Raw genomic sequence first — 22,110 nt, 5'->3', positions numbered from 1 at the left:
TAATATTACTGCGTATCTTTAGAATTTTACATTTAATCTGAAAGTAACCTTAGGTAACGGAAAATGCTGTAATGCATTCCAATATGATAAAATTTGACGAATGGCACACCGGATTTATTTATACAATTACGATCAAAAAACAAATCAGACATTCGATACCTATCTGGGTGAGTGGAACTATGAAATTCCCTTATTGCTTTATCCTCTTTTGGCAGAAGACATCAAAATGGAAGGCGTTGAATTTTTCTCAGATAAAAATCAGGGAATTGTCCAGCTGCGTTATTTTTTCAATATGCTGGCAGATACCTATCAGCTGCATTACAAGAAAGCTTATTACGAACCTGTAAATAAAATGTTCGGGTTTCTGGAAGCTTTACCTTACGACACCTTTGTATTGAATGCAACAGACGTTTTCAATATGAACGAAGAAAAACACAAAGTACAGGCAAAGGAATGGCTTGTAGAAATTCAGCAGAAAAGCAACCTGTATAAAAAGGCTGTGAAAGCTCAGAATCTTTCGCTGCTGGATTCCCTTTTATTGCAGACCGGATATTCCTCATTTCTTGAAATTTTACAAACCGACTGGATTAATTACGGATTGGGATATTTTGAAGAACTTGCCTGTAAAAAAGCGGAATCTACTGTATTTGAAGAAAATGGAAAATTCGGTCTTAAAGATGCAAAAGGGGCTATTTTAACTCCAGCGCTTTATGACGATATTTTTGAAGCAGATGATCATTACAATATATCGGTAATTCAAAAAGGTTCTTTGTTCGGTTACCTGCAAAGTGATGGAAAAGAATTAGTTTCTCCGGTATATGAAGATGTTTTTGATGTATTCGATTTTGAGCAGGAACCTTTAGGTGAGGTAAAAGTAAATGGAAAATCAGGGATTCTAAAAATCTATTCAAACACCTTGCTGGTTCCTGCTGAATATGATGCTCTCGAAAGAACAGCCTATGGATTCTTTGGGGTAGAAAAAGATGGAAAGTTCGGAGTGTACAGTGGTGAAAACGAACTGATTATTCCTGTTGAAAGTGAAACTCCTTATGAGTATGATTATTTCTCTGAACTATTTTTCACCAAGCAAAAAGGTACCGGCAAACGAAAATATTATACGAAAGAAGGAAACTATCTGGGAGAATTTATAGAAGGCAGTATCTCAAAAGCAAGTACCTGTTTCTGGGTTAAACCGAACAAATTCGATAAAAAAGGCAGATTAATAGATGAAAAAGGCCACCTTATCATAGACGAAGCAGATCAACTGATTTTAATCGAGAATTTTGAAACTCTTGCTGTTCGTAAAGACAAAATCTGGAAGATTTATCATGCTTTAAAACATCGTTTCCTGCTGGAAAATGAATCTATTAGTAAAGTAAGAGCAGAATCAAATAGAGGATATAACAACAATGTCTTTATCATGGAAACCAACACAGGATCAGGACTTTTTGATGCAGATAATGAGAGCTGGTTAATCGCTCCGCAACCAGAAGTCAGGAAGATTCACTATCTGGAAAATGGATTTTTATCGGTTCAAAAAAATGAAGGGTATCAATTGTTCGATTTTGAGAATGGTCTGTCAGCCCAATTGTATGATTATATTTCCAATCCTTTGAATTACAGGACAGAAGAAGGTATGTTGTTTTTGTATCAGGGTGAAAGCATGTTTAGAATGCATGAAGACAAAAAAATTCATAGGGTAGAGGTTTCCGAATATGGTACCGTTTATCTGGACAGGTATTCATTCCGGGGAAAAGATTTGGAATACTTTATTTCCTTTTATAACCGTTGGAAAAGCCAGACAGGTAAGAACGCAGAACAATTCATGGAGGTTGGAGCAGTTAAAAAAATGGCTTTTGACGCAAAAGAAAATCAGAATTACCACGAAGCACTTCGTCTGTTTGAGTTATCTGCTCAAAAAGGTGACATGGATAGTCTGGTAGAAATAGGATTACTGCTTACCGATCCTGAAATAGAATCATTGTTTGATCCACAAAAAGGAATTATCTGTTACGAAAAAGCTGCACAACGAAACCATGCTGTAGCCTGGAACAATATCGGGGCTTTATATCAGAACGGAATAGGCTATTCTTTTAATATCAAAAAAGCAATTGAGGCTTATGAAAAGAGTGCTGAGCTTGGTGACGAAATGGCTCTTGTCAACCTGGGTGATCTGTATTATTTTGGACAACATGTGAGGCAGGATTACAATAAAGCTTTGGATTTTTATCAGAAAGCGGAGAAAAAATACGCCTACAATTACGATAAAATCTCAGAAATTTATTATCAGTTAAGAGATTATAAAAACCTTTTGGTGTACTTAAAAAAAGACTATGATCAGTCTTATTCCGGGATTTATTACGGCATTATCTACGAGCACGGTATGGGAGTAAAAACGGATCTGAAGAAAGCCATTAACTATTTTGAGCAGGCCAATACTTACAGTACCTATGAATATGCAACTCAACGTTTGATGTATTACTATGGTGAAGATCCGGTATTTAAAAATGAAAAGAAATACCTGAAATGGAGAGCTTTTGCCGAAAAGCATGGTTTCGAAACAGGTTAGCAGGTATTTACCTATATTTACGTTCTTTACTATAATACAACTTAATAAAGATAAGGGTTTGATGTACAGGTTATTATTTATGTTTGCTTTGTTGGTTTGTCCTTTTTTTGCTCAGGCACAGGATGTTTTGAACAGATTAGAAAAAGAATATGGCCATGCTTCAAACAATACAGCAGAACAGCTGAATCTGGCTTCCAAGTATGCCACTGCTTTATTTTTCCATAACCATAAACCTAAATCGTATCAGATTTTAAATACCAATATTTCCATTGCTGCAAAACAGAGCGATGGTAAGTATGCTGTTATTTTATATGCCGTACAGGCTATGAATTATCGACTGGATAATAAAACACATGAATCCTTTAAAAGCCTTGATATGGCGAAAGGATACAGTTTAAAAACAAACAGTAATGAAGCTAAAGGCTACTTTTACTATGCCAAAGGCTGGATCCTGGCACGTAATAATAAAACGACCGATGCTGTTGCCGCTTATCTAAAAGCGATTAAATATTATGAAAACTCACCAACCACTTCCACATTGTATGGAAGGTTTGGCAACGCAGCGAAAGAGCTGTCAGCTATCTATTCTAACCTCAATGAATACCAGCTGGAAGAAAAATACAGCAAGCAGTTCTTATTGTTGGCATCCAAACAAAATGATCCCAATCTTACCTTTGATGCATATATGCGAATGGGTTATGTGTATGAACAAAAATACACCCAAACTCCATCTGATACGGAGTTTAGAAATAAGGCTAAACAATATTATTTACAGGCTATTGCTACTTTCAATAAAAATAAAAATGTGATGCTCAACAGGAGCAGCCTATCGTATGCCGCCATCAATCTGGCGAATTTGTACACCGGGTTTGACAGAGATAAGGCCATACACTATGCAAATTTAGCCAATACAGTGAGTCTGGAAATTGGTGATCCTATTCATATTGCTTCTTCATTCGGAATTTTGGCAGAGCTTGCATTGCAGGATAAAAACTATGATTCAGCCAAATCTTATTTTTTGAAAGCCTCCATGGAAATTGGAAAAAGCCCGGTGAGAGATCATAATATAGAATTATCCATTCTTGAATCTTTATCAGAGATCAGCGAAGAGCAGGGAAATTATAAAGAAGCCCTGACCTATTATAAAAATTATCTTGATCAGTACAAAAAAGTTTATGATCAGGAAAAGCTGGATATTACCAAAAGATTGGAATCTCAATTTGATAAAGAACGGCAGGAACAGAAATACATCAAGCTACAGCTTGAAAGTGACAAGAAAGCACAGGAAATTAAACTGATCAATATTTTGCGCGCACAGCGTGAACAGGTTTACAACAACTTGAAACTGGTGGAAGAAAACCAGCGTGAGCGACTAAAGTTTTCAGAACTTGAGTCCGAAAAAAAAGAACAGCAGCTTCGTCTGGCAAAACTGGAAACTCAACAGAAAAATAATGATATTCATAACTACAAAAAGCTGCTGGCATTTAAAGAAAAGATTAATACATACTATATCTTTTTTATTGTATTCTTCATTGTTTTGATCCTCTTATTGTTGTATGCCTATAAACAACGTGCCAGGTCTATTAAGCGAAGAGACGAATTGCATGCTTTAGCAATGGAACAGGAGAAACAAAATTCGAAAATTTCTACCCTTACCGCATTGCTTGAGGGGCAGGAGCAGGAGCGTGGCCGTCTTGCCCGTGATCTCCATGACGGATTGGGAGGCTTGCTTTCCGGAACGAAACATCAACTGTCTTATTTAAATCCTCATCAATCCGAAAATATAGAAGAAGGAATTTCAAAATCAATTGAACAAATAGATGGTGCTGTAGAAGAGCTGAGACGGGTGGCGCATAACTTAATGCCTGATTTATTAACAAAATACGGTCTGGAGGTGGCTATTCAGGAGTTTGCTTCCCGAATTTCCAATCACACCCTGAAAATCCATACAGAGTTTATCAATTACAGCAATTCCATATCGAAAGAAAAACAATTGATTATTTATAGGATTATTCAGGAATTGGTTAATAATGCTATAAAACATGCTGATACTTCAGAAATTATTATTCAGATAAGTGAAGGAGAAAACCTGTTAAACCTTACTGTAGAGGATAACGGTAAAGGCTTTGATCATACAGGCTTAGACGTTAGAAAAACAGCAGGTTTTCATAACATTGAACTTAGAGTCCAGTTTTTAAAAGGAACCATGAATATTAACTCCGAATTAAATATTGGTACGAGTATAGAACTTCAAATCCCTATTCATTAAACATGATAAAAGTAGCCATAACGGATGATCATCCGCTTCTATTGGAAGGACTTAAGAATATTTTAGGACATAGTGAAACAATAGATGTGGTAGAATGTTTCAAAAACGTCCCAGAAATGAATGCAGGTCTTGCAAAACAAGAGGTTGACATTTTGCTTCTGGACATTAATCTGGCAGAAACCAACAGCATTGAACTCATCAAACCATTAAAGAAAAAGTACAGCAGCCTTCAGATTATTATCCTGAGCGTTCACAATGAAATGCCCGTCATCAACAGCACTCTGGCAGAAGGTGCTTTGGGATACATTCAAAAAAATGCTTCAGTTTCCGAAATCCTGGAAGGAATCACCACCGTATATGCCGGTAACAGGTTTTTATGCTCTCAAACCAAGGCTGTTCTGGATAAAAAATCAACAGACGGACTTAGCCGGGTTCCAAAATTAACCCGAAGAGAAAAGGAAATTCTGGGTGAAGCATCGAAGGGGCTTACCACCAATCAAATGGCAGAAAAACTTTTTATAAGTCCGCACACGGTAGAAAGCCACAGAAAAAATCTTATTGAAAAATTTCAGACATCTAACCTGAGTTCAGCTATAAAATTAGCCTTAGAATACGGCTTGATTATCGAATAAAATAGTCATCCGGAAAAAGGCTGCTCACATCATGTAAGCAGCCTTTTTCTTATATAATCAAATAATTTGGTTGTGTATGGTTAATTCTTGAATTTCAACGCAGCCTGAAACAGGTTTTTTTTGTCTACTAAATCATATTCATCATTATAAACGGGATGGTACATCAGTATAAAAACGCTGCCGTCAAAATCTTTTACATTGATGGGCTGATCTGCCATGATATCATAAAACCTTGTAATAGTACGGGTAGCAGTCCATTGCTTTGCATTGCCTGTAGGATTTTTATCAAATCTGTGATCTTTTTCATCTGTATAATACCAGTATGAAGGTGCTGAATCCATCAGAAACATTTCTTTATCCTTGTTATAGAGTTCTTCAGCCATACCTGTATTCTGAAACCAGGGAATTTCGGTGTTCAAGATGCCCAAAGCTCCTGCGTAGATGTCTTTATTTGTTGTAGCACCCACTAGAAATCCTTCCAGATTGGCAGATGTAATTTCAAACAAAAAAGGAGATTTTTTCAGTTCATAAACATCATTTACAGGTTCAATTACTTTTCCGTCCTGTTTAATAACAACTTTTAACGATTGTGAGAAAGCCATAAAACTTAGCAAACAAAAAAGAAGGGTCAAACTTAATTTTTTCATTGTATCTCTTTAAATAATTGCAGCAAAGATATTGGACTTTATTCCCTTACACACTGGCTGATTTCAGGGGTTTTTAATTGTATTCTCTAAAATAAATTAGCTTTCAACTGGATTTTTATATAAGCTGTTTTCTGCTTTTTACCATTGGATGAAGAAGAATTAATAGGGTAAACTTCTGCGTAGAAGGTATCATTATCTGTCCAGAATGCTTTTTTATCATCTGCTATTTTGAAGTTGGTGAAATTCACATATAAAAGATTGTCCTGTTTTTTGGTTTGAGGAAAGTATTTTGAAATGACAAAATTACTCCCCACATCATTATTGGATGAAACAAAGGCAACCCAGCCTTTAGAAGGAAGGATTTGTGGGTAGCCTTCGGTACTCAGCTCAAACATCACTGCATTTTTTACACTGAAAAAAGAATAATAGGAATCTACAACTTCATCAGAATTTTCTTTGAATACTTCCAGATTTAAGTAAGATGACCTTCCTACATATTCATTGGCTAGCGGTCCGGTCTCCGTAGAGACACTTTCATGTTGTGTAATCACTTCTTCTCTGCCATTTTCTTTGTATACCCAGTTATCTGCCTGTAGTTGTATACTGGGATTCTTTACCAGCTTTTCACCCATTTGCTTTTTTGAGCTTGAATTAAATTCATGTTCTGATATCTCATCAATACTCCCAAATTTTTTGAAAGATTTATTCTTGAAATCACTCGATTCCTTAAAGGTACTGCTTCTGATCTCATAAAGATCAACCCCCTTTAAAGTAAGTTCATATGCTGGTGTAAATTCTGACTTCAGAACAAAAGCTTCAATACTATTTGAAATGTCATTATTAATGCTGTAGTGAATAGAATAGAAGTCCTCAAACTCTTCAAATCCATAATAATTATCAAGTTTATTGTAAGGTATTTTCAAATGGGCGGCATCTTTACCAGCTGTTACAAAAAACTGTACAGAATCAAGCTTTGTAAATAATTGAAACGGTACCTCCTGAATATTATCCACCCCTTTTATTTTTTTGAAATCAGCAAGGGTTATTGTTTTCTGCTTAACCTCAGTTTGTGTTTTGTTAGTTTCTGATTTTTTATTCTCCTGTTTGCATCCTGTAAGAACAATCATAGATGATATGAAGAGATGGTTGAAGACTTTCATTTTTTATATTTTTGAGCAAATGTATCAGTATTAAGGCCAGCAGCCAACAAAACTCCCTGATACAGGGAATAAATGGCTGAAAACAGGGATATATTGAACGATGGATTTTGGAGAATTTTACAAAAAGATAACCCCAATATTATAATTTACTTAGTAAAATGAAAAACTTAATAATCAGCCTTTCAGTGATGACTGCTTTATTAGCATCCTGCTCACCCTCTGCAGACAAAAAATCAGGAACAAATACCTCTCCTGATACTCTAAAAGAAGTTGCAGCATCTGCACCGGAACCCGTGAAGAGTGATCCTGAAACAGTAGAAATGGCAAGTGATTTTTCAACGTTGGTTCCTATTGATGTGTTGAATAGTAAAAGCACTAATGTGCATGATAAATATGGGATAGAATTCTCCGGAAACTGTTATTCATGTGACTTGGCAAGCCTTTCTATAACAAAAAAGCAGATCAGATGGACCAATATCTGTGATGAAAAAGACACTTTCGAAACTGATGATTTTTCATACTCTAATGAAGGAAATAAAACTATCTTGAAGACACCGGAAAGAACCTTTATTTTAACCCAGATAGATAAAGCGCCCGTTTACGAACTCGTGATAGAAGGCAAAAAACCGGAATTAAAAAACAAAAGGATATCCAGATATTTTACCACGCAAAAAGCTTTACCTCTTTTTACAGAGCACGATTGCGGTGATTTTGAAGGATAGTAAGATTGTATAAAATTTTATAAAAGTTGGATTATTGATCCGGGCGATAGGGTAGTCCGGATCAACAATCTTAAGTTTTTGTGAAATCCGGGCAATAAAAAACCTCAAATTGCTTTGAGGTTTATATGTAAAATAATGACTTAATTATTTTGCCGGTTTTTTAGGACTCATCATCATAATCATCCTTTTTCCTTCAAGTTTAGGAAGCTGGTCTACTTTTCCCACGTGCTCTAATTCCTGAGCAAGTTTTAAAAGCAAGATTTCTCCCTGGTCTTTAAAGATAATCGAACGTCCTTTAAAAAATACGTAGGTTTTTAATTTAGAACCTTCTTCAAGAAATTTTTCAGCATGCTTCTTTTTGAATTCATAATCGTGATCATCAGTCTGAGGCCCGAAACGGATCTCTTTTACAACCACTTTTACCTGCTTAGCTTTAAGTTCCTTCTGTTTTTTCTTTTGCTCGTATAAGAATTTCTTATATTCCAATACTCTTGCAATAAAAGGTTCTGCCTTGTCAGAAATTACTACTAAATCCAATTCCTGTTCCGCAGCAATCTGTCTTGCTTTGTCAATTGGATAAATTCCTGGCTCTACGTTATCGCCCACCAAACGAAGCTCTCTCACACGAATTTTATCGTTGATCAAGTGTAAGTCCTCTTGTACCGGACGTCTTTGTGGGCCCCTGTTGTTAAATCTTTGTGCTATTGTATTATAATTTTATTGGTTAATTACTTAATTTAATTGATTCAAATATTTAAAGATTCCGTTAATTTTTTTAATCTTTGAATCCTTCAGTCTTTAATTTATATTGCTGCTTCTTTTTTGAAGTAAGCTACAAAATCTTCCATCTTCATCACTCCAAGATCTCCTTCACCGCGTCTTCTTACAGAGATCGTGCCTTCTTTTTCTTCATTTTCTCCTACGACAAGCATAAAAGGAATTTTATTCAATTCAGCATCACGGATCTTTTTACCGGTCTTCTCATTTCTGTCATCAATCTGACCGCTAATATCGTGATTTTCCAAAAATTGTGAAACTTTTTTTGAATAATCTACATATTTTTCACTGATCGGTAGAATAATAAATTGATCCGGACTTAGCCATAGTGGGAAATCACCTGCTGTATTCTCCAGCAAAATAGCAATAAAACGCTCCATAGAACCGAATGGTGCTCTGTGGATCATCACGGGTCTGTGCTTTTCATTATCATTTCCGATATAATGAAGATCGAATCTTTCCGGAAGGTTATAATCCACCTGGATGGTTCCAAGCTGCCATTTTCTTCCTAAAGCATCTTTCACCATGAAGTCAAGCTTAGGACCGTAGAATGCAGCTTCTCCGTATTCTATTACTGTTTTTAAACCTTTCTTTTGAGCTGCATTGATGATTGCACTTTCTGCTTTCTCCCAGTTCTCATCAGAACCGATGTACTTTTGCTTGTTTTCAGGATCTCTTAATGAAACCTGAGTTACAAAATCTTCAAAACCTAAAGATTTGAATACATAAAGCGTCAAATCAATTACTTTTTCAAATTCTTCAGAAAGCTGATCCGGAGTACAGAAAAGGTGAGCATCATCCTGAGTAAATCCACGAACTCTCGTTAATCCGTGAAGCTCTCCACTTTGCTCATATCTGTAAACCGTACCGAATTCTGCATATCTCTTAGGTAAATCTCTGTAGCTCCATTGTGAAGTTTTGTAAATTTCACAGTGGTGAGGACAGTTCATTGGCTTTAGCAGGAATTCTTCTCCTTCATTCGGAGTTTTAATCGGCTGGAAGCTGTCTTCTCCATATTTATCCCAGTGTCCTGAAGTTACATATAATTCTTTTGCCCCGATGTGTGGAGACATTACAAATTCGTAACCTCCTTTTTTCTGGGCATCAGAAAGGAAATTTTCCAGTTTTCTTCTTAAAGCAGTACCTTTTGGCAGCCAAAGTGGTAAACCGGCACCTACTTTTTCAGAAAATGCGAAAATTCCAAGTTCTTTACCTAGTTTTCTGTGGTCTCTTCTTTTAGCTTCCTCCAGTCTTTCAAGATATTCAGTAAGGTCTTTCTGTTTAGGGAAAGAAATACCGTATACTCTTGTCAGTTGAGGGTTCTTTTCATTACCTCTCCAATAAGCTCCTGCAGCATTTAATATTTTAACCGCTTTTACGATTCCTGTATTTGGAATGTGACCGCCACGACATAAATCTGTGAAGTTATCGTGTGTTACAAAAGTGATTTCCCCATCATTAAGATTAGAGATTAATTCCACTTTGTAAGGATTGTCTGCATACGTTTTTAAAGCTTCTTCTTTAGAAACCGGATACAAAGAGAAGGTAGAACCTTTCTTTGCATTTTCCAAGATCTTTTTCTCAATCTTTTCAAAATCTTTTTCAGATAAGCTTTCATCCCCGAAATCTACATCATAGTAGAATCCGCTTTCAATTGCAGGACCGATGGTCAACTTAGCATCAGGATAAAACTCAAGGATTGCCTGCGCCAGAAGGTGGGCAGAAGAGTGCCAGAAAGCCTTCTTTCCAAGATCATCATTCCAGGTCAAAAGCTGTACCGTAGAATCCGTGGTTATAGGTGTGGTCGTTTCTACTTGTTTGTCATTAACAATTGCGGAAATGGTGTTTCTAGCCAATCCCTCGCTTATAGATTTTGCCACATCTAGAGGAGTCACTGCTCCCTCGAATTCTTTGACACTATTGTCTGGAAGTGTAATTTTTATCATTGTTTACTAAGAAATTTTAAGATGCAAAAATACGGAATTTTTAGATAAAATACTATATTAGCCTATAATTAGAATGAGAATTAATATTTAAAATGAAAAAGATACTGGTTGTATTTCTATCACTGAGTTCCGTTTGTAGCTTTTCACAGAAAAAAAACACTCCATTTTCTGTTACTTATAACAAAAATATTGAAACCTATTTTCTTGCAGAAATTCTTTCCGCAGAGCATAGAAGGAACAATAAAGACTTTGAACTTTATAAGATAAAAGAGTGCTCTGTTTACCAGCCTGTTGTAAAAAATGCTTTACAGAAATATAGCCGGCTGAAGAATTCAAAAATTGCTGTTTCTACAGCAGAACTCAATGATGTTTTAATGGAAAAATATGGTTCCGGAAATGATGTCCTCATGAAACCTCTTATGTATCATAAGGAATTTCCGGCAGTAGACTGGCTCAATGATTATCATTTTGAAAACAATAATCTGACCAGGGAACAAAATAAAGAAGTTACAGATTTAATTAAAAATTATATTTCTGATCTTTCAAGATTCTATATTCAGGAGAATATAGGGCAGTTTTTTAAAGAGAATGAAAGCTTCTATAATGGTGGGATAGAGGAATATAACAAACAGATTCCTGCCGGATTTACGGCTGCTATGGAGCGGTTTTACGGCGAAAGCTTTAATGCCTATACCATTATTATTTCTCCTATGATGATGTGGCCTATAGAAGATAATGAAGGAAGAGGAATTGCTGCAGAAGTCGTTTTAAAATCAGGAGCAAAAAATATTTATGAGATTGCAAGTCCGTTCGTGAGAGTACAGAAAACTGCAGAATTTGGCTATGACAATCAGTTTCAGGCACGTTTTTTAAGTGTTCATGAATTCGGACACTCTTTTGTGAATAAAGAAATATATAAAAATAAGGAACAGCTGACCAGGTTTAAAGATTTATTTGAAAAGTCAAAATTAAAAGAAGTGATGATTAAAACAGGAGGTTATGGGGATTATCAAACCTGTGTTGCGGAACATCTGGTGAGATTGGGTGAGATTGAAACTGCCAGAATTCAGAAAGATGAAGAAAGGGTAAAAAGACTTCAGGAATATCATTTGAAAAATAATTTCATTTTTATACCCTTATTAGAAGAAAAATTAAAAGATTACAATTCTAACAGAAAAAAATATAAAACATTCGGAGATTTCGTGCCGAGACTGCTTGAAGCTTTTGAAAACAGTTCTGTAGAATTTATCAATGATGAACTTAAAAAAGTAAAGAAATAAAACTTTAAAATTACAATAATATGAATCCTATTAATATTGATCTGCATTGCGATTTATTATGCTATTTACTGCGGCCGGGGTCGTTAACAGATGATAAAGAGCTTGGCTGTTCGCTTCCATATTTGCAGGAAGGAAATGTAAAGCTTCAGGTGATGGCTATATACTCAGCAACAGATGAAAATAGTACTGTTTATGGAGCAAAGCAGAGCGAAATATTTTCAGATCTCCTTCAAAATGAAAGCTTTTTCTTATTTGATTGTGAAAACTATAAGAATCCTGAGAACACAGATAAGGTAGGCGTTATTGCTTCCATTGAAAATGCATCTGGCTTTTGTGGTGAAAATGATACCCTTGATGCTGGCTTTAAAAATTTGGAAGCGATCATTGAAAAAACACAGAAAGTTCTTTATCTTGGAATAACCCATCATACTGAAAACCGATTTGGAGGAGGAAACAATTCTGATGTCGGACTGAAAGATGACGGAAAAGTCCTGCTTGACTATTTTTCAGAAAAAAATATTGCTATTGATCTGGCTCATACCAGTGATCAGCTTGCTTATGGAATTCTTAATTATATCGATCAGAGAAACTATAAGATTCCTGTGTTAGCAAGTCATTCTAACTATAGACAGGTCCACGACAAAAAAAGAAATCTTCCTGATGAACTGGCAAAAGAAGTCATTAAAAGAAAAGGATTAATAGGGCTCAACTTTATCCGCAATTGTGTTGATGATACCAACCCGGAAATGTTGTATGAACATATTCAGTACGGTCTTGATTTAGGAGGAGAAGATGCGCTTGCATATGGAGCCGATTTTTTCTTTTGGAAAAACCACCCGGATAAATCCCGATATCCTGTTTTCTTTGAAGGATATGATGATGCATCCGTTTTTAATGCCATCAATAAAGAAATTGAAAAACGCTTCTCTTCAGAATTAGCAGAAAAGATCAGTCATAAAAATGCATTGGATTTCATAGAGAATATGTATCAATAAAAAATATTTCTGTCCGATTAAATCAAAGCATAATTAAACAGGTCGCTCCCATTGGGATCTACTGTTGGTAGAAAAAAATGAATTCCCCATAGAAATAAAGCTCCGGAGGAGCGACCTGTTAATACCTAAGTCTGCGAGACTATATTAAAAAGAAAACAGTTTTTTATGCTCTTTTTTACATGAGATAAATTATTTTAAAATATTGTAAAATAGAATTTTACATATTTTTATTTAATGTTTTCTTTTGTACTTCACTTTATGCTTGATAATCTCAACCACATCCACATGCTGAACTTTAGATTTGATCCATCCATGGATGTCAATATAGAATAAGGAGCGTCGGTAATACTCATTGTTGGAAAACTCTTCCAGCTTTTTATCAAAACTTTCAAATGCTTTCTGTCTCTGATCCGGCACCTGATTATTAAGGTTCTTGAAGAACTGGATGCTTTCAAAATGGAATTCTTCCGGCTTCTTCATTTTCTTGGCAAACTTCAAAGTAGAAGCAATAAATTCATCATAATCTTCATCATTACCGGACTCATATTTTGCCATTAAGATCAGAATCCGGGTATGGAACAACAGGTCTTCCTGCACATTTCCTTTGGATTCGATGACCCTCATGGAATATTCAATAGATTTGTCAAACATTTTACTGCCGAAGAACATGGCCGCCATTTTAAGGTAGAGAATCATAAAATGGTGTTCATCTATTCTTTCTCTAAGTTTTTCCATTTTTAATTCCACTTCAGGAATAAGTTTGGTTCCTGTAAAAAATTCTCCTTTTACAAAGTGAATATTCATCAGGGTATTGTAATGGGTAAGGAAAATAAGAGACTGGAGATTTTCATTCTGAACAAAATTCTCCGTATGTACCATTTTGTTGAAATTCTGAAAATGCTCTTCCAGAATATCAATATTTCCATATAAAAACAGGATTTTCAGCAAATAAGTATTTCCCTTGATATACCAAACAGGATGGCTGTAAATCATTTCAGGCTTTTTATGAAAAAGATCTACCCACTGATAGGCATATTTTAAGGTGTATTTATAATCCTGTAAGAGCTGGTTTTTCCAGACATGGGCTTTGTAATACCATAATTTCTCCGTGAAATTCAGTTTCTCAGGATTAATATTTTTAATCTCAGCATTAAAGATATCCATTACTTCCTGTCGGTCTGCATCGTTTTTTACATAACCATGGGTAAGCATTTCGCTGTATAATTTCAGAGAAAGATTAGATAATTTTGTGGTATAACGGTTTTGTTTACTGATCTCCCGGGACTGTTTGATAAGCTCTTCCGCACGGCCTTCAATACTTCGTGTAATAAATTGTGATTCAATTACTTTTTCAAGATCTATGATCTCCGATGCAATACTTTTTTCATCCAGTTCCAGTGCCGTTTGCTTGGTCTTGTCTAATATTTTTAAAGCCTGTTTATAAAGCCCTTTCTGATACAGAATGTTGGCGAAATCCAACTGTTCACGAAGCTGTATTCTGTAGTTCTGATGACTCGGGTTCATACGGAGACTTACAAGAATCTGTTTGTAAAGATGGGCTTTAAGGTTGGAAAGCTGTTGTTTTGTAGATATTTTTTTCTCAATAATAATACTTTCATCGTATTCTTTCATTTTATCCATCTCAGAAAATAACAGCAAAAATTTGGCATCTACGTTAATTCCGAGCCGGTTTACGTAGAGTTTAAACTGTCTTTTTTCAGAGGTGGTCAATGACTTTACCAATACAAACAAAAAATCTTTCTGCAATTCTGCCATTGTAAATTTTTGGGAATTAAATTACTGATTAATAAATAAATACAATTGTTTTCTAAGCTATTGAATATTGTAATTTTCAGGAAAAGTGAAAATGAAAAAATAACGCAAGCTGTAGTTTTGAGCCAAAATTAAGTAAAAAACTTCACTTATGAATTCCGAAAAAATTGAAATTTTTGACACGACACTGAGAGATGGGGAGCAGGTTCCGGGATGCAAACTGAATACGGAACAAAAACTGATTATTGCTGAAAGGCTTGATACGTTAGGAATTGATATTATCGAGGCGGGATTTCCAATTTCCAGCCCCGGAGATTTTGAATCTGTTTCAGAAATTTCAAAACTGGTGAAAAATGCGAAGGTATGCGGACTCACAAGAGCCAATAAAAAAGATATTGATACTGCGGCAGAAGCACTGAAGTTTGCAAAGAAACCAAGAATCCACACAGGAATCGGGACTTCGGATTCTCATATTAAATACAAATTCAACTCCACAAGAGAAGACATTATTGAAAGAGCAGCTGATGCGGTAAGATATGCAAAAACATATGTGGAAGACGTAGAATTTTATGCTGAAGATGCAGGAAGAACGGATAATGAATATCTTGCAAGAGTATGTGAAGCGGTCATTAAAGCAGGAGCAACTGTACTGAATATTCCTGATACCACAGGATACTGTCTTCCGGAAGAGTATGGTCAGAAAATAAAGTACCTGAGAGAAAACGTAAAAGGAATTGAAAAAGCAGTGCTTTCATGTCATTGCCATAATGATCTCGGACTGGCTACAGCAAATTCTATTGCAGGAGCAATCAACGGAGCGCGCCAGATAGAATGTACCATCAACGGATTAGGAGAAAGAGCTGGCAACACAGCATTGGAGGAAGTTGTCATGATTTTAAAACAGCATAAGGATTTGAATCTGCATACCGATGTGAATTCCAGAATGCTGAATGAAATGAGTGCGATGGTTTCTGATCTGATGGGAATGTCCGTACAGCCTAACAAAGCCATTGTAGGTGCTAATGCCTTTGCTCACAGCTCAGGAATTCATCAGGATGGTGTGATTAAAAACAGGGAGACCTATGAAATCATTGATCCCGCAGAAGTAGGTGTAAATGCTTCTTCGATTATACTGACTGCGAGAAGCGGACGTTCAGCATTGGCTTACCGTTTCAAGCATATAGGCTATGAAGTAACTAAGAATGAGCTTGATTACTTATATCAGGAATTTTTGAAGATCGCTGATCTTAAAAAAGAAATAGATAATGATGATCTGAATGTAATGATAGATTCTTTCAGCAGAAAAATAGGATAGGTTTGATGTAAAATCAAGATAAAGTAAACAATGAACAACAATAAAAAGACACTTTTTGATAAAGTATGGGACGCTCACGTGGTAGAAACTATTCCTGACGGACCTCAGATCATTTATATAGACAAGCATCTTATTCATGAGGTAACCAGTCCTCAGGCCTTTGCGGAACTTGAATCCAGAAATCTGGAACTCTTCAGGCCGGAACAGATTGTAGCCACTGCAGATCACAACGTACCTACTTTGGATCAGGATCAGCCCATTAAAGATGATCTTTCAAGAAATCAGGTAGAGCAGCTTACGGAAAACTGTAAGAAAAATAATATTGAACTTTTCGGATTGGGACATCAATATCAGGGAATTGTTCATATTATCGCTCCGGAATTAGGGATTACCCAGCCGGGAATGAGCATTGTATGTGGTGACAGTCATACCTCTACCCATGGCGCATTTGGATCTATTGCCTTTGGGATTGGAACCAGCCAGGTGGCTCAGGTATTTGCCAGCCAGTGTTTATTGCTGAATAAGCCGAAATCAATGAGAATTACAGTCAATGGCAAATTAAATGAAAATGTTCAGCCTAAAGATGTGATTCTTTATATCATTTCAAAAATAGGAACAGACGGAGGAACAGGATATTTCTGTGAATATGCAGGGAATGTATTTGAAGAAATGTCAATGGAAGGAAGAATGACGGTCTGCAACATGAGTATTGAAATGGGTGCCAGAGGCGGAATGATTGCTCCGGATGAAACTACTTTAGAATACGTAAAGGGAAGGAAATTTGCTCCGGAAGGAGAAGACTGGAATGAAAAAGCAGCGTATTGGAGAACCCTGAAAACAGATGAAGGAGCTGTTTTTGATCAGGAACTCAGCTTTGATGCTTCGGATATTTACCCAATGATAACTTATGGTACCAATCCGGGAATGGGTATTTCAATCCGCGAAGTTATTCCGGCACCGCAAAATGAATCCGAAGAGAAAGCTTTGAAATATATGGGGCTGGAAGCCGGACAGACAGTTAACAGTATCAAGGTTAACTATGTGTTCATAGGAAGCTGTACCAATGCAAGAATAGAAGATTTCCGCTCTGCGGCCCAGTATATTAAAGGGAAAAGTAAATCTGATGCTGTAAAAGCACTGATTGTTCCCGGATCTCAACAGGTGGTTAAACAGATTTATGAGGAAGGTTTGGATAAAATATTCAGTGACGCAGGATTTCAGATTCGTCAGCCGGGATGTTCAGCCTGTCTGGCCATGAATGATGATAAAATCCCGGAAGGAGAATATTGCGTCTCCACCTCCAACAGAAACTTTGAAGGCAGGCAGGGACAAGGTTCAAGAACTATTCTTGCCAGCCCGCTTACTGCAGCAAAAGCAGCCATAGAAGGTAAGATCTCAGCTTTTGAAAGTTTAAATTAAAAGTATTTTAAATTATGTTTTAACCACAAAGACACAAAAGAAAGCAATGCTTATGTAAGAAGAAGTTATTATTTACTTACATGAAAAAAGCACTTAAGCTTTTTATTGAAAATCTTTGATTTTCATTCTTATGCGAACTTCTTATGTGGATTCTTTTAATAAAGTAAAAAAAACTTTTGTGGTTAAAGTCTAACAATGTAGAACACATGCAAAAATTAGTTGTTTTAAAATCCCGCGCAGTTCCATTGCCGGCAGAAAATATAGATACAGACCAGATTATTCCGGCAAGATTCCTGAAAAGTATAGACAGAAAAGGTTTTGGAGAAAATCTGTTCAGAGACTGGAGGTTCAATATCCATACGGGAGAACCTAATCCGGAATTTGTTTTAAACAATCCAAAATTCGAGGGTGAAATTTTAGTGGCGGGAAATAATTTCGGTTGTGGAAGCAGCCGTGAACACGCAGCGTGGGCATTGACGGATTATGGTTTCAAAGTAATTATTTCAAGTTATTTTGCAGATATCTTTAAAGGAAATGCCCTGAATAACGGGCTTCTTCCTGTAAAAGTTTCAGAAGAATTTTTAAAAGAAATCCTTGAAGGAATTAATGAAAATCCTGATAATGAAATTGCCATTGATGTAGAGCTGCAGTCTGTCAGCTTTAAAGATACCACGGAAACCTTTGAACTTGATTCCTATAAAAAAATATGCCTGCTGAACGGCTACGATGATATTGATTTTTTAATCAGCAGAAAGCAGACCATCACAGAATTTGAATTAAAAACACAAAAAGCAAATGAGCGACAATTATTTTAAAATCGCGGTTCTTCCCGGAGATGGGATTGGCCCGGAAATCATCAGTGAAAGCATTAAAATATTAGATGTTATTGCTGAAGTTTTTCAATATAAATTCCATTTTGATTATGGATTAATTGGTGCAGAGGCTATTTTTAAAACAGGAAATCCTTTGCCTGAAGAAACACTGAAAATCTGTAAAGAGTCTGATGCAGTACTTTTCGGAGCTATAGGCGATCCGGTTTTTGATAATAATCCGGAAGCGAAAGTAAGACCTGAACAGGGATTATTAAGACTTCGTAAGGAGTTAGGATTGTTTGCCAATATCCGTCCCTTGAAAACCTATGCGTCTCTGATTGATAAGAGTCCGCTCAAAAGAGAATTTATTGAGGGTGCCGATATCCAGATTTTCAGAGAACTGGTGAGCGGGATCTATTTTGGTGAAAAATTTACAGATCCGGAAGGTAACTACGCTTATGATGTCTGCAAATATAGCCGCGAAGATATTATTCCGATTGCACACATGGCATTCCAGGAAGCTCAGAAAAGAAAGAAAAAGCTTACCCTTATTGATAAAGCCAATGTTCTGGATACCTCAAGATTGTGGAGAAAGACCTGCCAGGAAATTGCACCGGAATATCCTGATGTACAGCTTGATTATATGTTTGTAGACAATGCAGCCATGCAGCTGATTCTTAATCCTAAGCATTTTGATGTTATTGTAACGGAAAATATGTTTGGTGATATTATTTCTGATGAAGCAAGTGTAATAGGAGGTTCTATCGGATTATTGCCTTCTGCTTCAGTAGGAGAGAAAAATGCTTTGTTTGAGCCTATTCATGGGTCTTATCCACAGGCAAAAGGAAAAGGAATTGCCAATCCTGTTGCATCTATTTTAAGCGTTGCCATGATGCTGGATCATCTTAACTTACAGAATGCAGCAGATAAATTAAGACAGTCTGTAGAACATGCTATTGAGAATAAGTATGTAACAATTGATCTTAATACCAAGCAGTATTACTCCACAAGTGAAGTGGGTAGCTTTATTGCTGATCATATCAGATATTCCGAAAAGTCCTATTACAATTTTGAAAATATCAAGATCGGAAAATCCACCATTGTATAGAAACAAATGTTTAGTTAGATAGTTAGAAAGAGAAGTTCCGCCTCATACGAGGCGGAACTTTTCGTTTTTCATTATAAATAAAGCCCTAAGAGCTTTTTTATCTTTTTGTATTATCCGTTTTTCCTGATTGGTTTTTTGAAGATTTCTGAACATCTTCCTTATCAATATCAGGCGGATTGGTCTTTTTTGATGCTGCAGGAATATTCTGGAAATCCTGATTTTGCTTTTGGGTTTCTGCGGTATTGGCAGATTCTTTTTTATGGTTTTTTCCTTTTGTATCCATGATTTTGAATTTTAAATGTCAACAATATGGATCATATCATTCAAAGGGTTTGCCAAACAGAAATATTTTCTTCTAAAGTCCCAGAATACCAATTTTTCCGGTTTTGTCTTCTATTTCATAATTTAAAGCCTTTGCCAGAACAAAAACATTATTCAGATTTTCCATCAGCTGTTTGCGGCCTTCGGTTCTCAGCTGATTCTGGTCAATTGATTTTTCTGCTGTTTCCTTAGCTTTTTGAGTAACACTTTTAATATCTTTTTCCGAGATTCTGTTAAAGAAAGAATCGTCCAAAGACTGGATCTCAACGCTTGGAGTTATTCTTATCTCAGCATCAGGAAGCTCAGTAATAATAAGCTTTTTGTTGATGGAATCTACTTCGATCTTCATTTTGTTGAGATCATAAGAAACCTGTGCATTAGTCTTTGTATACGTAATGATGCTGTTGCTGGAAACTTCTTTCCCAAAAACCTCATAACCCATTTTGGTTTTCTGCATGCTGGATGTATTCTGTTCCATCACCACCATTTTATTCATCTTGGAAATTTGATTGGTCAGAATATAATAATCTGATTTTTCAGTTTTACTTCCAAGATTCAGGCAGGATTTCAGACCAAAAAACAGCAGCACCATCGCGCCGGCACCCGCTGCAAAGGATAATATTGTTCTATGATTTCTCAAAATCTATTTAAAAATTTCTTTGATAACAGACGAATCGTTCTTTTTCAGAATTTGAACCAAATCCCTTTCAATATATCCTGTAGTAGGCATTTCGATAATTCTGCCTACTTCTTTTCCATATCTTTTCAGGATAATGGTAGGAACTTTCTGAAGATTGTAAAGACTTTCATCTCCGGTAGGAGACTCTTTCTTACGGTTAACAGCAATAATATTCAATTTACTGTCCGGATAACTCACGGCTTCCAATATTTTCATCAGTCTTGGAAAATCTCTGTGGCTGTCTTCACACCAGGTTCCTATGAAAACAATAATATCATAAGTTCCGATTTTTTCTTTTTTTAAATCACTGACTGCTTTTTGGTCAAGAACATACTCATCATGTTCTTTCACATACCAATCTGCATAAGGAGCTTTCAAAAACTGCTCTTTCAACTGGTTTCCTAAAAGCATTTTGCCTTCATTCTGAGTTTCAACTTCACGGTTTACCACAACTTTTTGTGCAGTAACCTGTTGTGCAGCCAAAAACAAGCTTGAAAAGGCAACAATATTGGTAATAAATTTTTTCATATTTTATTTTTCGATAATTGATTTTAAATCAGCAGGAGAGTAGTATTTGTTTTTTAATACTTTATGATCTGCCTGTCTGTAAACATTGAATTTTTCTCCGGATTTTTCATAAAAAGATTCTACTCCCTTTTCATTGTAAAATTCTACGGTTTCCTTTGCCTGCTCTTCATTATCACATGCTTTTGACATATTGGAGCGCTGAACTTCGTTGAATAGTTCTACAAATTTGTTGCCAAGTCCGAATTCTAGTACAGCACCACTCAAAACATACTGAAGATCACATAATGCATCTGCAATTTCTACGATATTATTATCTGCAATCGCTTGCTTCAGTTCGTTTAATTCTTCCTGTAAAAGCTCTACTCTCAGACTGCATCTTTCAGGAGAAGGAATTTGTGGGGTATCTAAAATAGGGGCTTTGAAAGTAGTATGGAATTCTGCTACTTGGTTCAGACTATCAATTTTATCCATGAATTTTTTTATTTCCCACAAAGATAGAAAAGGATTTGTAAAATGTGAAATGTACAGGGAGAAATCTATGAATAAAGAGGAAGAGAGCATATAATGATTACAGTATCACAGATAATAAATTGCAGCATTTCATTTTCAGAATAAAATTATTTAAACCCAAACATCTGTGAAAATCTACCTTGTCTGTGGGAAAAATTTAATCCATAGAAATCAAAAACCACAACTTGAAAATTGTGGTTTTGTGATGAATCTTTGGGTATATTTTTAATTACTCATATTTCCACACTCCGGAAATGGTCAGTATCATCAATCCGGGCTGCTTTTCCCCATAGCTGAATATGGCTATATATTTTGATTGACAGGAAGTGCAATGGGTACCAAAGTATAATGTTGGCAGATCATTAACGGTCAATTCGCCGAAATGAAACATTCTTTGAGAGGTTTCGCTGACCATTCCATGTTTTAGCAATTCACTTTTAGGTAACACCTTATCTTCATGATATAATTGCAGAACAGGAAATCCTGATTCGTAAGGAGCTATTGTAATTGTATTTTTGTTTCCGCAATGAGAGCAGGTGAAAATTGCTGCTGCTGATGGGAGTGCCTCGTCATTGATAAAGGAACTTTTTTCAACATAAGCTTTTCCGGTAATGTTTATTTTTTCTGATATTGAGTACATCTGAGTTA

Annotated in this window: 20 protein-coding genes; 10 read left to right on the top strand and 10 right to left on the bottom strand. The window is 35.9% G+C overall.

Going from position 1 to position 22,110, the window contains the following annotated elements; translation table 11 throughout:
* Positions 1-100 precede the first annotated feature (100 nt).
* From EK417_RS13575 to EK417_RS13565, 3 genes are all read left to right on the top strand, one after another.
* On the top strand, positions 101-2,569 hold the full coding sequence (locus tag EK417_RS13575) for a tetratricopeptide repeat protein (RefSeq protein WP_136522447.1): 2,469 nt from the start codon (positions 101-103) through the stop codon (positions 2,567-2,569).
* A gap of 61 nt (positions 2,570-2,630) precedes the next feature.
* A complete protein-coding gene (locus tag EK417_RS13570) occupies positions 2,631-4,838 on the top strand; it encodes a histidine kinase (RefSeq protein WP_136522446.1) in 2,208 nt (735 codons plus the stop codon).
* A gap of 2 nt (positions 4,839-4,840) precedes the next feature.
* Positions 4,841-5,470, top strand: coding sequence for a response regulator (locus EK417_RS13565; protein WP_136522445.1), 630 nt, complete (start codon positions 4,841-4,843; stop codon positions 5,468-5,470).
* Between the two features lie 80 nt (positions 5,471-5,550).
* Here EK417_RS13565 and EK417_RS13560 read toward each other — a convergent pair whose 3' ends face one another.
* Positions 5,551-6,117: a hypothetical protein gene (locus tag EK417_RS13560; RefSeq protein WP_136522444.1), complete on the bottom strand. Its 567-nt coding sequence runs from the start codon at positions 6,115-6,117 to the stop codon at positions 5,551-5,553.
* Between the two features lie 86 nt (positions 6,118-6,203).
* On the bottom strand, positions 6,204-7,277 hold the full coding sequence (locus EK417_RS13555) for a resolvase (RefSeq protein WP_136522443.1): 1,074 nt from the start codon (positions 7,275-7,277) through the stop codon (positions 6,204-6,206).
* A gap of 158 nt (positions 7,278-7,435) precedes the next feature.
* Between EK417_RS13555 and EK417_RS13550 the strand changes: the two genes are divergently transcribed.
* Positions 7,436-7,999, top strand: coding sequence for a hypothetical protein (locus EK417_RS13550; protein ID WP_136522442.1), 564 nt, complete (start codon positions 7,436-7,438; stop codon positions 7,997-7,999).
* A gap of 144 nt (positions 8,000-8,143) precedes the next feature.
* Here the strand turns inward: EK417_RS13550 and infC are convergent, their stop codons facing one another.
* Positions 8,144-8,644, bottom strand: coding sequence for a translation initiation factor IF-3 (gene infC / locus EK417_RS13545; protein ID WP_027372223.1), 501 nt, complete (start codon positions 8,642-8,644; stop codon positions 8,144-8,146).
* 158 nt (positions 8,645-8,802) lie between these two features.
* Positions 8,803-10,722: a threonine--tRNA ligase gene (gene thrS, locus EK417_RS13540; RefSeq protein ID WP_076594806.1), complete on the bottom strand. Its 1,920-nt coding sequence runs from the start codon at positions 10,720-10,722 to the stop codon at positions 8,803-8,805.
* Positions 10,723-10,814: 92 nt separating this feature from the next.
* On the opposite strand from thrS, the gene EK417_RS13535 reads away from it, so the two are divergent.
* Together EK417_RS13535 and EK417_RS13530 are read left to right on the top strand one after the other, a co-directional pair.
* Positions 10,815-12,002, top strand: coding sequence for a DUF4932 domain-containing protein (locus tag EK417_RS13535; RefSeq protein WP_136522441.1), 1,188 nt, complete (start codon positions 10,815-10,817; stop codon positions 12,000-12,002).
* Positions 12,003-12,022: 20 nt separating this feature from the next.
* Positions 12,023-12,997: a dipeptidase gene (locus tag EK417_RS13530; RefSeq protein WP_136522440.1), complete on the top strand. Its 975-nt coding sequence runs from the start codon at positions 12,023-12,025 to the stop codon at positions 12,995-12,997.
* A 231-nt stretch (positions 12,998-13,228) separates the two neighbouring features.
* Here EK417_RS13530 and EK417_RS13525 read toward each other — a convergent pair whose 3' ends face one another.
* Positions 13,229-14,773, bottom strand: a complete 1,545-nt coding sequence (locus EK417_RS13525) for a hypothetical protein (protein WP_136522439.1) — start codon at positions 14,771-14,773, stop codon at positions 13,229-13,231.
* 148 nt (positions 14,774-14,921) lie between these two features.
* Here EK417_RS13525 and EK417_RS13520 point away from each other — a divergent pair, with 148 nt between their 5' ends.
* The 4 genes from EK417_RS13520 to leuB all read left to right on the top strand — a co-directional run bounded on the left by EK417_RS13520 (position 14,922) and on the right by leuB (position 19,424).
* Positions 14,922-16,085, top strand: coding sequence for a 2-isopropylmalate synthase (locus EK417_RS13520; RefSeq protein ID WP_076594802.1), 1,164 nt, complete (start codon positions 14,922-14,924; stop codon positions 16,083-16,085).
* Positions 16,086-16,115: 30 nt separating this feature from the next.
* Positions 16,116-17,504 (top strand): 3-isopropylmalate dehydratase large subunit, encoded by a 1,389-nt coding sequence (leuC, locus tag EK417_RS13515; RefSeq protein WP_110366118.1) that lies wholly within the window; start codon positions 16,116-16,118, stop codon positions 17,502-17,504.
* A 206-nt stretch (positions 17,505-17,710) separates the two neighbouring features.
* Entirely contained in the window at positions 17,711-18,319 is a 609-nt protein-coding gene (leuD, locus tag EK417_RS13510; protein WP_076594800.1) for a 3-isopropylmalate dehydratase small subunit, read from the top strand.
* Positions 18,300-19,424, top strand: coding sequence for a 3-isopropylmalate dehydrogenase (gene leuB / locus EK417_RS13505; protein ID WP_136522438.1), 1,125 nt, complete (start codon positions 18,300-18,302; stop codon positions 19,422-19,424). The genes leuD and leuB overlap by 20 nt, the downstream gene beginning before the upstream one ends.
* A 97-nt stretch (positions 19,425-19,521) precedes the next feature.
* Here the strand turns inward: leuB and EK417_RS13500 are convergent, their stop codons facing one another.
* The 5 genes from EK417_RS13500 to EK417_RS13480 all read right to left on the bottom strand — a co-directional run bounded on the left by EK417_RS13500 (position 19,522) and on the right by EK417_RS13480 (position 22,102).
* Entirely contained in the window at positions 19,522-19,707 is a 186-nt protein-coding gene (locus tag EK417_RS13500) for a hypothetical protein (protein ID WP_076594798.1), read from the bottom strand.
* A 72-nt stretch (positions 19,708-19,779) separates the two neighbouring features.
* On the bottom strand, positions 19,780-20,385 hold the full coding sequence (locus EK417_RS13495; RefSeq protein WP_136522437.1) for a DUF4230 domain-containing protein: 606 nt from the start codon (positions 20,383-20,385) through the stop codon (positions 19,780-19,782).
* Between the two features lie 3 nt (positions 20,386-20,388).
* The gene (locus tag EK417_RS13490) at positions 20,389-20,952 is read right to left on the bottom strand and encodes a TlpA family protein disulfide reductase (RefSeq protein ID WP_136522436.1); all 564 of its coding nucleotides are present in this window, start codon (positions 20,950-20,952) and stop codon (positions 20,389-20,391) included.
* Positions 20,953-20,955: 3 nt separating this feature from the next.
* Positions 20,956-21,423 carry a pyrophosphohydrolase domain-containing protein gene (locus EK417_RS13485; RefSeq protein WP_136522435.1) on the bottom strand — a complete coding sequence of 156 codons (468 nt, stop codon included), beginning with the start codon at positions 21,421-21,423 and terminating at the stop codon, positions 20,956-20,958.
* Between the two features lie 268 nt (positions 21,424-21,691).
* Entirely contained in the window at positions 21,692-22,102 is a 411-nt protein-coding gene (locus EK417_RS13480) for a hypothetical protein (RefSeq protein WP_136522434.1), read from the bottom strand.
* Between the last annotated feature and the right edge of the window lie 8 nt (positions 22,103-22,110).

Origin of the sequence: Chryseobacterium candidae, from assembly GCF_004916905.1 — a bacterium.
Taxonomy (GTDB): Bacteria; Bacteroidota; Bacteroidia; order Flavobacteriales; family Weeksellaceae; genus Chryseobacterium; species Chryseobacterium candidae.
Note: the sequence above shows the minus strand (reverse complement) of the source record. Positions and strands in the feature narration are given on the sequence as shown.